Source organism: Marivirga tractuosa, assembly GCF_042140215.1.
In the GTDB taxonomy this organism is placed as follows: Bacteria; Bacteroidota; Bacteroidia; order Cytophagales; family Cyclobacteriaceae; genus Marivirga; species Marivirga tractuosa_A.
In genome coordinates, this window is the sequence record NZ_CP159478.1 from 1,753,797 (window position 1) to 1,767,035 (window position 13,239).

Genomic DNA, 13,239 nt, shown 5'->3' on the forward strand with positions numbered 1-13,239 from the left:
GACAATAGAACACAAAGAAAAATAACTAAAGTTATTTTTAGGATTATTGCGAACTATTTAGCTTCAAAGTTTAAAGTGTATTTGCATTGCTTTTGGGGTTAGGGGGCTTTAAGATGGCAAAAAGAGCAGAACGATGTTTTTGAGATAATAATTAGCCAAAACAATAATTTTACTAATTTTAGAAATAAGATAATTAGCCCTAAGGCATTTAAAATATATAAATTATGAACATTATCATTCCAATGGCGGGCATGGGAAAACGCATGCGCCCACATACATTAACAGTTCCAAAGCCTTTAGTACCTATTGCTGGAAAACCAATCGTACAGCGCTTGGTGGAAGACATTGCCAAAGTTTGCGGGAGCGGAGTTAATAAAATTGGATTTATTATTAAATCTTCTTTTGGAAAAGAAATAGAACAAAGCTTGCTAAAAATAGCTGAATCTGTTGGAGCTAAAGGTTCTATTCACTATCAGGAAGAAGCTTTAGGAACTGCACATGCTATCATGTGCGCCAAAGATTTATTGGATGGCAATACAGTTGTAGCTTTTGCAGATACGCTTTTCAAAGCTGATTTTAAATTGAATACTTCTGAGGAAGGCATTATTTGGACGCAAAAAGTAGATGATCCTTCTGCTTTTGGTGTGGTGAAAGTGAATGAAGATAATGTCATCACCGATTTCATCGAGAAACCTCAAACTCCGGTTTCTAATCTGGCAATAATTGGGATTTATTATTTCCAGAAAGGGGAAGATTTAAGAAAAGAGCTACAATATCTTTTAGATAATGACATTAAAGATGCTGGCGGTGAATTCCAAATCACGGTTGCACTCGAAAATATGAAAGGTAAAGGCGTAAAGTTACGACCCGAAACAGTAACTGAATGGTTGGATTGTGGAAATAAAGATGCTACAGTTTACACCAATCAACGCTATTTGGAATTTATTAAAGGTGAAGAATTAATTAGTAAAACTGCAAAAATCGAAAATTCTGTAATTATTCCTCCAGTATATTTGGGAGAGAAAGTATTTATTAAAAACTCTATAATAGGTCCTCACGTTTCCATCGGAGACGATACTGAGGTTCAGGAAAGCAGAATAAGTAACAGCATTATTCAAACAAATACTATCATATCTGAAGCACAAATTAAAAACAGTATGTTAGGCAACTTTGTATTATATGAAGGAGCTGCTAAGGATCTGAGTATTGGTGATTATAATAAGGTGATAGAATAACAATTGTGAATTTAATATTTCAATATATTTTAAAGGGAGCTTTCTTGTCCTGTTTCTTTTTAGGACAGGGTTTGATACTTTATGCACAAACTCCAGAAACTCCTCAACAAGAAGAAGATATATTACCTGATGCGGATCCTTTAAAAGTAGATCGCTTTAATGTTGAGTTCCTGATAGTAGAGGGAATGCATTATCTAGCTATTGATAATGAATCAAAAGCTTTGGACAGCTTTATGAAGGCTCATGAAATTATGCCTGATAATGCTGCTTTGAATTATAAAATCGCTAAAATCTTAAAAGATGGAGAGGATACTGATCAAGCCTTGTTTTATATCACTAAGGCAACAGATGAAGAGGAAAGTAATTACTATTATTTAGCACTAAAAGCAGAAATATTAACAGACAAGGGAGATCTTACCAATGCAATTTCCACTTATGAAGATCTTTATGAATTATCTGACAATGCTCCAGATGATTACCTATTAGAATTGGCTGCGTTATATCTTTACAATGAAAATCCTGATATGGCTTTAAATACTTACGACAGGATTGAACAAAGGTTAGGGGTGTTAGAAGAAGTTAGTACTCAAAAACAAAAGATTTACTTAAAACAAAATAAGCTAAAAGAAGCAATAGTTGAGGGTAAAAGATTGGTTGAAGCCTATCCTAAAATTGGTGAATATGCCGTTTCAGTTTCCCAGGTAATGGTTTCTAATGATAAGAAAGAAGATGCCATCGATTATTTAAAGGAGTATTTAGATGAACATCCTAATCAAGCTTTGGTAGAGATGGAATTGGCTAAGTTGTATAGACAAACCAATGAATTAGATCTTGCATTAAAGTATTTTGAGATAGCGTTTCAATCAGAAGAGATACCACTGGAAGATAAATTAAACAATTTTGTAGCCTTGATTAAAAAGCTTTCGAAAGGTACTCAAGTTTCAAAATTAAAATCATTAGGCAGAAGTATTATAGGAATTCATGCAACTGATGCAAATGCATTTGCAGCAAATGGTGATTTATATTTTGCTATAGATGAAAAAGATAGTGCTAAATATTTTTATGAAAAAGCAGTAGGCTTAAATGGCGATAACCTCCAATTATGGCAAAATTTACTGTCATTAGAGATGGAAAATAAGAATTATGAAAATGTTGTTGATTATGCTAACGAGGCAATTTCCTATTTTCCTAATCAACCTGTACTTTATTTATATGGAGGTTCAGCTCATTTTTCTTTAAAGAATTTTAAAAGTGCCATTATGCTATGGGAGCAAGGTAAATCAATTGTTTATGGAAATGATAGAATGAAAAGTAGCTTTGCTGCTCAATTAGCAGATGCTTATCATGCCGATAAACAATATGAAAAAGCTTTTCAAACATATGAAGAGGCAATAAAAGCTAATCCTTCAAATTATTTTGCCATTAATAATTATGCTTATTATTTATCTCTAAAAAAGAGAAATTTAGACCGTGCGAAAGAATTATCTGCTAAGATGGTAAAAGCTAATCCAGATAATGCTACCTTTTTGGATACTTACGGATGGGTACTGTTTCAGCGAGAAGAATATGAGGAAGCTTTAAAATATTTAGAAAAGGCGGTTAAAAACCAATCTTCTGCTACTATTATTGAGCATTATGCCGATGCACTTTATAAAACAGGACAAAAAGAAAAAGCATTGGAACAATGGAAGAAGGCCAAATCTTTAGGTGGAGCCTCTGAATTAATTGATAAAAAAATATCTGAAAAAAAATATTATGATGCGACTATTTAGTGTGTTGATTTGTAGTGCTGTTTTAATTTTCTCTTCTTGTAGTAAAAAATTATTACCTACTTCAACTATAGAAGAGGAGTATGCTCTGGAAAAGTTTGATTTCGAATATTTACAAGCCAAATCAAAAATTCGTTTTAGCTCACCTGATCGAAATCTTAGTTCAAGCGCTAGTATTCGCATGAAAAAAGATAGTGTTATTTGGGTTTCTGTTTCTCCTGTATTTGGAATCGAGGCTGCTAGAGGCTTTATTAGCCAAGACACTATTGTTTTTATGGATAGAGTAAATAAAGATGTTTACCGGTATAGTTATGAAAGCTTAAGCAATGCACTTAATTTTGAAGTAGATTTTGAGATGGTGCAATCTATTATTCTAGGAAATCAGGTTTTTGATTTTCAACAAGACGATAATTTTTCAAAGAGAGCTGGAGAACTTAAAATTGGTCAAAAAAGAGGCAGATTTGAATTGGAAACTCAGGCATCATCTAAAAACAGAAAGGTGGAGAATATTAGAGTTAAGGAAATTCCAGATGGAAGTAAAATGGAAATAATTTTTTCTGAATTTAATATCGTTGATGATCAAGCATTTCCCTTTAATACAATGGTTGAAATTTTATCAAAAGGAACTAAAGGAGACGAATCTACTCAAGTAGAAATTAATCATTCGAAAGTGGAAGTAGGAGATACTCCAATTTCATTTCCTTTTAGCGTACCTGGTAAATATGAGAATTAATTTTTTCCATATTGGCGTATTCATTTTCCTATTTACTTTTGGATATACAGCTAATGCTCAAAAGTCAAGGGAAGAACTCGAGAAAGAGAAAAAAGAAAATCTCGAGAAGATCAGCCAGGCTGAAAAAATATTAAATCAAACCACATCCAAAAAGAGAGCTACGATTGGCCAATTAAATGCATTAAATTATAAAATCGAGGCTCAACAATCTCTAACGAACTCTATTTCCAATGAACTTAATTTATTAAATGAAAAGCTGAATGAAATTGGCAGTATCATTAACTCTATGGAAAGTGACTTAGAGAAAATGAAAACTGAATATGCTAGCATGCTTTACGCCACTCAAAAAAGTAATCAATCTTTAAGTAAGTTAGCCTATATTTTTGCGTCCTCTTCGTTTTATGAAATGTTTATGCGCCTCAAATACATGGAATATTATGGGAAAATGCGTAGACAACAAGCTGCTCAAATTGAAATGATTAAAGATTTATTAATTGGTCAAAAAGAAAGTGTGGAGGAGGTAAGATTGGAGAAAAGTACTTTGTTACAAGAGCAAATATTTAGAAATAGGGAGTTGAATAAATTGAAGAAACAACAGAGTAGTTTAGTAGCAGAGTTGAATAAAAGAGAGAAGCAAGTTAAAGAAGAGATTGATGATAGGAAAAAGTCAGTGAAAAACCTTGAAAAGATAATAGCAGATCTCATAAAGAAAGAAATTGAGAAAAGTTCAAAGGGAGCTTCTTCCACTAAATTTGCTTTAACTCCAGAGGCAAAAGAGTTGTCCGATTCTTTTGCAGGCAATAGAAATAAATTGTTCTGGCCAGTGAATTCAGGTTTCATCTCTCAAAAGTTTGGAACCCATCCACACCCTGTCTATAAAAATATACAAATCAATAATGACGGAATAGATATACAAACCAATGAAAATGAGGAAATAAGAGCTGTTTTTGATGGAGAGGTAAAAAATGTAGCATTTATTCCAGGTATGAATAATGTGGTAATGGTACAGCATGGAGAGTATTTCACGGTCTATGCTAGACTCAAAGATGTAAAAGTGACGAAAGGAGATCAAATAACTGCTAAGCAAGCACTGGGTACCGTTTATACTGATAGTGATGGCACCTCAGAAATACAATTCCAAGTCTGGAAAAACAATAAGAAATTAAACCCTGAGCAATGGTTGTTTAAGAAGTGATGGTATATTATTTGTTTTTAGTTAAATTTAGATATGGATAAGTTGTCTGAAGTCTTAAATAAGATCAAATCTGAAGTCAGTAAATTAGATAATACTGCAGAAATAATTCATTTTGGTTCAACTGCAAGAGGTGATTTTAATCGTGAATCTGATATAGATATAATTATATTGGTTGATAAAAAGCCTGCTGATTTTCAAGAGGAGATTAATTTGAAATATCCTCTTTACGAAATAGAAATAGAATCTGGCATAATTATAAGTCCTATTATTATGACAAAATCCGAATGGAATACAAATAAGAATAAATCTATTTTTCTTGAAAATGTATTGGAAGAAGGTAGGAAGTTATGAAATGAACATAAATTTTAGAATCCTCAATATACTAATTAGGATGGATAAAATTTATTGAATTCCATCCTGATATATACGGGACAAGTTGTGAACGTTGATAATAAACTTATACACATGAATAAGGAGGATAGAATTTCTTTAATTAAATATCGGATAGTTAAGGCAGAAGAAACGCTAAAAGAAGTTAATATCCTAATCAAAAATGAATTATGGAATACTGCCGTTAATAGGATTTATTAAGCAAATTATTATGCTGTAACAGCTTTATTGATTTCTCAAAATATAAGAGCAGTTACTCATGCTGGTGTCAGACAAATGTTAAGTCTGCATTTTGTCAAAATAAATATTATTGATCGTGATCTTGGGAAGTTTTATTCTTATATTTTTGACATGAGGCATACTGCTGATTATAGTGATTATATCGATTACGATCAGAACCAAGTGATGCCATTAATAGAGCCAAGTAAAAAGCTAATCAATAAGATTTCGGAAATTTTAACTCAAAACCAATCTAATCCCTGAACTATTCTCTCATTCTTAACCTTTCTCATTAATAAGCTGTCAATTTTTTGATAAGTGATTGCTTAGGCAGTCAAATATTAATTAACTTTACATTCACATTTATAATAATTAAGCAATGAACACAGTATTTGCATTTTTAGGAGGATTAGGAGGATGGGAAATTCTTCTGATCATGTTAGTGATTTTAATATTTTTTGGTGCTAAAAGAATTCCAGATCTTGCTAGAGGTTTAGGAAAAGGTATCAGGGAGTTTAAAGATGCTACCACAGAAATTAAAGACAATATAGAAGACGGAGGTACTAAAAACACTACCTCTAAAACGGATAGCACTGAAAGTAGCAATACTAAAGACCAATAAAATTGGAAACCTATCACAGTCTAAAACTACTTCAGCAGGAGCTGAAGCAAGAAAAGTATTCCCTAAAATCAGTTGTTGAACATTATTTAAAGCAAATTGAGGAGCAAAAGCACCTCAATGTGTTTTTAAATGTGTATGAAACTGAAGCTTTGGCTAAAGCAGATGAACTTCAAAAAAAGTTAGATTCAGGAAAGCCATTAGGGAAACTATTCGGATTAGTGATAGGTATCAAAGATGTATTGGTTCACAAAGATCATGAAGTCCGATCTGCATCCAAAATTTTAGAGGGCTTCGAATCTCAATTTACAGGAACTGCAGTTCAGCGATTACTTCAGGAAGATGCCATTATCATTGGAGTCCAAAATTGCGATGAATTTGCTATGGGCTCTTCTACTGAAAACTCTGCTTTTGGTCACTACTTTAAATGCGGCTGACAATTCCAGAGTACCGGGTGGTTCTTCAGGAGCTTCAGCTGTAGCAGTTCAAGCTGAACTTTGTATGGCTTCTCTAGGTACTGATACGGGTGGCTCCGTAAGACAACCAGCAGCATTTTGTGGTGTAGTGGGAATTAAACCCACTTATTCCAGGGTTTCTCGCTATGGTCTAATCGCTTTTGCCTCTTCTTTTGATTGCATTGGTGTTTTTTCAAATAATATTGAAGATAATGCAAAAATATTGGAAGTAATTGCTGGTCATGATGAATATGATAGTACTGTTTCTAGAGAAAAAGTACCTGCTTATGCAGAAAATTTACAGCTTAATAAAAAACTAAAGATTGCTTACGTAAAGGAAACTTTAGAAAACGAAGCCTTACAAGCTGAAATAAAAGAAGCTACTCTTTCCAAATTAGACTGGTTGAAAAGTGAAGGACATCAAGTGGAGGAAGTCACTTTCCCTCATTTAGATTATGTTTTACCAACCTATTATATCTTAACCACCGCAGAAGCAAGTACTAATTTATCCCGTTTTGATGGCGTACGTTATGGATATAGAGCTCCAGAAGCGCATAATATGGAAAGCATGTATAAGCTTTCTCGTTCACATGGATTTGGTGAGGAAGTAAAACGAAGGATCATGCTTGGAACGTTCGTACTTTCCGCTAGTTATTATGATGCTTATTATACAAAGGCTCAGAAAGTAAGAAGGATCATTCGAGATGAAACTCGAGAAATGCTATCTGATTATGATTTTATTATAATGCCTACAACCCCAACTACTGCATTTCCTTTAGGAGCTAACAGAGATAATCCAGCTGAGATGTACTTGGAGGATATTTTTACCGTTCAAGCTAATGTGAGTGGTATTCCGGCTATTTCAATTCCGAATGGTGTGGATGCTCAAAATTTACCAATTGGTTTACAAATTATGGCTGATGTATTCAAAGAAAGCGAATTATATGCATTTGCTGATTATTTGATGCAATCATAATCTTAATATTATGGGGGAGATAGTAAAAAAAATATTGCTTTTTGGTTTTTGCTTGCTTTTTGCAATTTCTTCCAATTTTGCTCAGCAAATTAATTATTTGTCTGTATCACTAACGCTTGATTCCCTATCCTTAAGTACTTCAAAAAACATTTCAATTACTAAGGATACAATAAATGAGAAATTGATTCAGTTTTCGCATCAATATGAGTATGTTCCAGAATTTGAGGAGGAAGTAATTAAGGAAAGATTAACTCAAATTGAGAATGAGATACCTTTGACTTATAACCCTATAGTCAATTCATTTATAAGTTATTTTACCGTAACAGATCGTGAGTACACCAAGAAGGTAGCCAAACTACAGACTAAGTATTTCCCGATGATAGAGCGCTATTTAGAAAAATACAATTTACCGGATGAGTTGAAATATTTAGCTATAGTTGAATCAGGTTTAAATCCAAAAGCTAAATCCCCAGCTGGGGCAGTTGGTTTATGGCAATTTATGCCATTAACAGGCAGATTAGATTATGGGCTTACTGAAAACTGGTATTTGGATGAAAAAATGGATATGGAAAAGTCTACTGATGCTGCTTGCCGATATTTGTCTTTTCTATATAAGTATTTCTATAATGATTGGCCTTTAGCTCTAGCGGCTTATAATACTGGCCCTGGTAACGTGCGTAAAGCAATTAGGCGAAGCGGTTATAAAAAGAATTTTTGGGAAATTTATCCTTATCTCTACCGTGAAACCAGATCATATGTTCCTCAATTTATTGCAATCATGTACAGTATGAATTACTTGGAAGAGCATAATTTCTTTATTGAGGAATATGAATATATGCCTGATTATGAAACAATTTCAATTAATGGTTTCATCAGTTTACCCTTATTTGCGGAACATTCAGGTATCTGCATAGAAACTTTAAATGATCTTAACCCTGAACTTAAACATGGAGCTATTTCTGATAAGCATCCAATGTATGAATTAAGAATCCCCTCAAATCAAAAAGACTTTGTGGTTGAAAATTTAGATGAGATTATGCGATTTGCAGGTCAGGGTAAAGAACATTTTGAGAGATTGGCCAGAAATGAGGTAGGGAGTACCTACGGAAGGCAAAAATTAACTTATAGAGTGAAATCAGGTGATGTTTTGGGTAAGATTGCTAGTAATTATAATGTAAGAATATCAGACTTGCAGCAATGGAATAATTTGAGAGGTACACTTATAAGAGTTGGGCAGCCTTTAAATATCTGGATAGCGGATGATTTTTATGATAATGTGAATAAAAAATTAAATACTATTAGTCAAAAAGGCATTGCTAATCAGAATAAAGCCCTACAATCAGGTGAGTACAGGGTTCAGAATGGAGATACTTTATGGGATATTTCTAGAAAATTTGATGGACTTACAGTAGAGAAGTTAAAAAAAATAAATAATTTGGAGGGAAATGGGATAAAACCTGGTCAAGTTTTAAAAATTAAAGAAAATTCATAAAAACTAGCATTATGTTTGAATTCAATAAATATTATTTCCTTATCATATTTTTATTTACTTCATTGTTTATGGTTTCCTGTGATGATGAAGGCAAAGGTGGACAGCAGAATAAAGATTCTAATTCTACTATGCAAAAAGCTAGAGGAGAATCAGGTGAAGTGATTTTAGTAATTCCACCTTCTTTGTGGGAAAGCGAATTAGGAGATTTATTAAGAGAGGTTTTTACTTCCAATGTTAAAGTTCTTCCACAGGATGAAAGATTATATGATATAAAACCGGTTGATCCTAGTAAATTTAATAGTGTATTTAAAGCCTCACAAAACTTGATGTTTGTAGCCACTTTAGATAATCAAAACCCAGAAGGTAAATACATGAAAAGGTATTTTACTGAAAATTCATTGAATCAAATAGAGAAAAATCCTGATTTATTCTCATTTGAGCAGGAAGATGTATATGCCCGCGGTCAGGATGTCCTTTACTTATTTGGTAGAAATGAAAAAGAACTAATCAAGAATATAAATGAAAATAAAGCTGGTTTAAAGGAATTTTTCAATGAAAAAGAAACTGAAAGATTAGTTTCGTCTTTCAAGAAAACTGCGGAAAAAGGGATTATGAATTACATTGAAGATTCATTAAATCTCGAACTTATTATTCCCATAGGATTTGATATTGCGAAAAAAAGTGATGATTTCATTTGGCTAAGAGAATTAGATAGTAAGGAAGAATTTAACATTTGGGTAGTTAAAATGCCTTATAACGATGAATCAGTTTTTGATCCGAAAAATATTAAGTCATTCAGAAATTCATTAGGGAAAAAATATATCACAGACAAAGATATACCTGACCTGCATTTAACCAGTCAAGATGAATTGGATTTCGTAATTGATACCGTAAATCTGAATAATCAATATGCACTACGAATTAAAGGACTATGGAAGTATTCAGATAGCTCAAGAGGCGGTGCATTTGTTAGTTACTTATTTGCGAATGAGGATTCTGGTGAATTATATTATCTTGAAGGGTATTTGGATGCACCAGGAGAATCAAAGCGTGAACCTATGCGCAGATTGAAAGCAATTTTGGGTACAGCAAAGCTTCCGCAAAGTATTAAAGACTAAGGCTTAAAAAATTAGCTTTTAGCTGTTCTTTACTATAGTCTTTTTTAAATTTACCTTAATATTAATTTTTTTCAATTGAGAGATAAGTAATTATTCTCCAATTGATTCTATTCATTAATTTTTACAGAATTATTATGCCAAAAAAAGTTCGCAGACAAGATGCATTAAATTATCATATGCAAGGCTCTCCAGGGAAAATTGAAGTAGTGCCTACAAAAATGTTAAGCTCTCAATCTGATTTGGCATTAGCCTATTCACCTGGCGTTGCAGAACCCTGCAAAGAGATTGAAAAAGATAAAGAAAATGCCTATAAATATACAGCCAAAGGAAATTTAGTAGGTGTCATTTCAAATGGAACAGCTGTTTTAGGTTTGGGAGATATTGGGCCTGATGCATCCAAACCAGTAATGGAAGGGAAAGGAGTTTTATTTAAGAAATTTGCCGGTATTGATGTTTTCGATATTGAAATTCAGGAAAAAGACCCTAAAAAGCTTATCCAAATAATTAAATCCTTAGAGCCAACTTTTGGAGGGATTAACTTAGAAGATATCAAAGCACCTGAGTGTTTCGAGGTGGAGACTGCACTAAAGGAACAAATGAATATTCCAGTCATGCATGATGATCAGCATGGCACTGCTATTATTTCAAGTGCAGCCTTGATAAATGCCCTTGAACTAGTCGATAAAAAGATTGAAGATATTAAAATTGTAGTACTAGGAGCTGGAGCTGCAGCTATTTCATGTACAAAGCTTTATCATTCGTTAGGAGCAAAACTTGAAAACATATACATGTTTGATCGAAAAGGCTTACTAACGAAAGATAGAGATGATTTAAGTGAATTTGGAAAAATATTCGCTTCAGATAGTACTGAATTCACAGACATAATGGATGCTATGAAAGGAGCTGATGTCTTCTTAGGCTTATCTGCTGGAAATGTGATCAATAAAAAGCATATTAAGGCAATGGCTGACAATCCTATTGTTTTTGCTTTAGCAAATCCTGATCCTGAGATTCCTTATGCTGATGCTATGGCAGCACGTAAAGATATCATTATGGCCACAGGAAGATCTGATCATCCTAATCAGGTGAATAATGTAATAGGTTTTCCGTACATTTTTAGAGGAGCATTAGACGTGAGAGCTACTGCAATAAATGAAGAAATGAAATTGGCAGCTGCCTATGCAATAGCAGAGTTAGCCAAACAGCCTGTACCTGAATTAATCAATAAGGCTTATGACGATCAAAAGATAGTTTTTGGAAGAGAATATTTGATTCCTAAACCACTTGATCCTCGCTTAATAACGACTATTTCACCAGCTGTTGCAAATGCCGCAATGAAATCAGGCGTAGCAAAAACTAATATTAGAGACTGGGCTCAATATGATGTGGATCTCCAAAAGAGAATTGGGGTTGATCAGAAGTTGATGAACAGAATTTTGACTAAAGCCAAGAAAGATCCTAAAAGAGTGGTTTTCTCTGAAGCAGACAATGCCAATATTCTGAAAGCTGTCCAAATGGTGATTGATGAAGGGATAGCAATACCTATTTTGTTAGGTAATCGAGAAAAAATTGAAGCCCTTATTGAAACCCACCAATTAGATTTAGGCGGAGTTACCATTATTGACAATTTCTTGGACGATGAAAAACGCCAAGAGTACGGTAAAGTCCTTTATGACAAAAGAAAGCGTAAGGGTGTTACCCAATATGAAGCAGTAAAATTAATGCGCGACCGAAATTATTTTGGGAGTATGATGGTAGAATTAGGAGAAGCGGATGCCATGATTTCTGGTCTTACCAAGGATTATCCTAAAACTATTCGTCCTGCATTGGAAATCATTGGAGCTGAAGAAGGAAAAAGAGTTGCTGGAATGTATATTTTATTGACTAAAAAAGGCACCTTCTTTTTCTCAGATACTACTGTAAATACAAATCCTACTGTAGATGAGTTAGTGGAAATAATTGGTTTAACAGCAAGAGGAGCTAAAGTCTTTGGCTTTGAACCTCGAATGGCAGTGCTTTCTTATTCAAATTTTGGTAGTAGTAAAGGAGACATTCCGGAGAAAACAGCTAAAGCAAGAGAGATCGCTAAAAAGAGATGGCCTGATTTAATTATAGATGGTGATATTCAAGCTAACATTGCTGTAAATGAGGAATTATTGAAAGAAACATATCCATTTAGTGAATTAGCGGAGAAAGGAGCCAATACTTTTATTTTCCCGAGCCTTGCCTCTGGAAATATTGCTTATAAATTATTAATGGAATTGGGAAATGCCGAAGCAATAGGGCCAATTTTATTGGGTATGAACAAACCAGTTCACATATTGCAATTAGGTAGCTCAATTAGAGAAATAGTAAATATGGTAGCTATCTCAGTTGTGGATTCACAAGACCATCAGAACCGATCTAATTTATGATTTCATATTTAAAAGGACTTTTGATTGAATTAGAGCCTACTCACTTAACCATTGAGGTTGGGGGAGTAGGTTATCATGTAAATATACCTTTGTCAACTTATGATGCTTTCAAAAATCAGAAAGAAGCTAAAGTTTTAACGCATTTTCATGTAAAAGAAGATGCTCAAACTTTATACGGCTTTTATCTGCCTGAAGAGAGAAAAGTATTTTTAGATTTAATTGGGATTTCAGGAATTGGGCCTTCTACTGCAATTGGAATGTTGTCTGCAATGAATCCAAATGAAATTAAATCTGCAATAGTGGCTGAAAATGTAAAGCAAATTCAATCTATTAAAGGAATAGGAGGAAAAACGGCACAGCGAGTAATCTTAGAACTTAAAGATAAATATAAGAAAGAAGGTTTAATTTCAGAATCTAGCCAATCTTCTGGAGTTTCAAACAATAGCCTAAGGAATGAAGCGTTATCTGCTTTGATAAATTTAGGGTTTGCGAAAAATTCTGCTGAAAAGGTTATTGATAAGATATTGCAAGCTAATCAGGAAAATATTACTTTAGAGCAATTAATCAAGCAAGCCTTAAAATCAGCCTAAATTAAATTGTATTTTGCAAAGTAGAAGCTTTCAT

12 protein-coding genes and 1 pseudogene are annotated in these 13,239 nt (G+C 33.4%); all 13 read left to right on the top strand.

What is annotated here, in order from left to right; translation table 11 throughout:
- The first annotated feature begins 224 nt into the window (after window positions 1–224).
- The gene (locus ABWH96_RS08060; RefSeq protein ID WP_375580956.1) at window positions 225–1,235 is read left to right on the top strand and encodes a sugar phosphate nucleotidyltransferase; all 1,011 of its coding nucleotides are present in this window, start codon (window positions 225–227) and stop codon (window positions 1,233–1,235) included.
- A gap of 5 nt (window positions 1,236–1,240) precedes the next feature.
- Window positions 1,241–3,007, top strand: a complete 1,767-nt coding sequence (locus ABWH96_RS08065; RefSeq protein WP_375580957.1) for a tetratricopeptide repeat protein — start codon at window positions 1,241–1,243, stop codon at window positions 3,005–3,007.
- On the top strand, window positions 2,991–3,737 hold the full coding sequence (locus ABWH96_RS08070; protein ID WP_375580958.1) for a DUF4292 domain-containing protein: 747 nt from the start codon (window positions 2,991–2,993) through the stop codon (window positions 3,735–3,737). Before ABWH96_RS08065 ends, ABWH96_RS08070 begins: the two co-directional genes overlap by 17 nt.
- The gene (locus tag ABWH96_RS08075) at window positions 3,727–4,932 is read left to right on the top strand and encodes a murein hydrolase activator EnvC family protein (RefSeq protein WP_375580959.1); all 1,206 of its coding nucleotides are present in this window, start codon (window positions 3,727–3,729) and stop codon (window positions 4,930–4,932) included. Before ABWH96_RS08070 ends, ABWH96_RS08075 begins: the two co-directional genes overlap by 11 nt.
- 33 nt (window positions 4,933–4,965) lie before the next feature.
- The gene (locus tag ABWH96_RS08080) at window positions 4,966–5,283 is read left to right on the top strand and encodes a nucleotidyltransferase domain-containing protein (protein WP_375580960.1); all 318 of its coding nucleotides are present in this window, start codon (window positions 4,966–4,968) and stop codon (window positions 5,281–5,283) included.
- A 114-nt stretch (window positions 5,284–5,397) separates the two neighbouring features.
- Window positions 5,398–5,523, top strand: coding sequence for a hypothetical protein (locus ABWH96_RS08085; protein WP_375580961.1), 126 nt, complete (start codon window positions 5,398–5,400; stop codon window positions 5,521–5,523).
- 27 nt (window positions 5,524–5,550) lie between these two features.
- Window positions 5,551–5,805, top strand: a complete 255-nt coding sequence (locus tag ABWH96_RS08090) for a HEPN domain-containing protein (protein WP_375580962.1) — start codon at window positions 5,551–5,553, stop codon at window positions 5,803–5,805.
- A 115-nt stretch (window positions 5,806–5,920) separates the two neighbouring features.
- A complete protein-coding gene (locus tag ABWH96_RS08095; protein ID WP_013455447.1) occupies window positions 5,921–6,163 on the top strand; it encodes a twin-arginine translocase TatA/TatE family subunit in 243 nt (80 codons plus the stop codon).
- A gap of 2 nt (window positions 6,164–6,165) precedes the next feature.
- A pseudogene (gene gatA, locus ABWH96_RS08100) lies at window positions 6,166–7,591 on the top strand (Asp-tRNA(Asn)/Glu-tRNA(Gln) amidotransferase subunit GatA).
- 10 nt (window positions 7,592–7,601) lie between these two features.
- Complete coding sequence (locus ABWH96_RS08105; protein ID WP_375580963.1) at window positions 7,602–9,083, top strand: LysM peptidoglycan-binding domain-containing protein; 1,482 nt, start codon at window positions 7,602–7,604, stop codon at window positions 9,081–9,083.
- Window positions 9,084–9,094: 11 nt separating this feature from the next.
- Window positions 9,095–10,201 carry a DUF4837 family protein gene (locus ABWH96_RS08110; protein WP_375580964.1) on the top strand — a complete coding sequence of 369 codons (1,107 nt, stop codon included), beginning with the start codon at window positions 9,095–9,097 and terminating at the stop codon, window positions 10,199–10,201.
- Between the two features lie 134 nt (window positions 10,202–10,335).
- Window positions 10,336–12,615, top strand: a complete 2,280-nt coding sequence (locus tag ABWH96_RS08115) for an NADP-dependent malic enzyme (RefSeq protein ID WP_375580965.1) — start codon at window positions 10,336–10,338, stop codon at window positions 12,613–12,615.
- A complete protein-coding gene (ruvA, locus tag ABWH96_RS08120) occupies window positions 12,612–13,205 on the top strand; it encodes a Holliday junction branch migration protein RuvA (RefSeq protein ID WP_375580966.1) in 594 nt (197 codons plus the stop codon). Before ABWH96_RS08115 ends, ruvA begins: the two co-directional genes overlap by 4 nt.
- Window positions 13,206–13,239 lie beyond the last annotated feature (34 nt).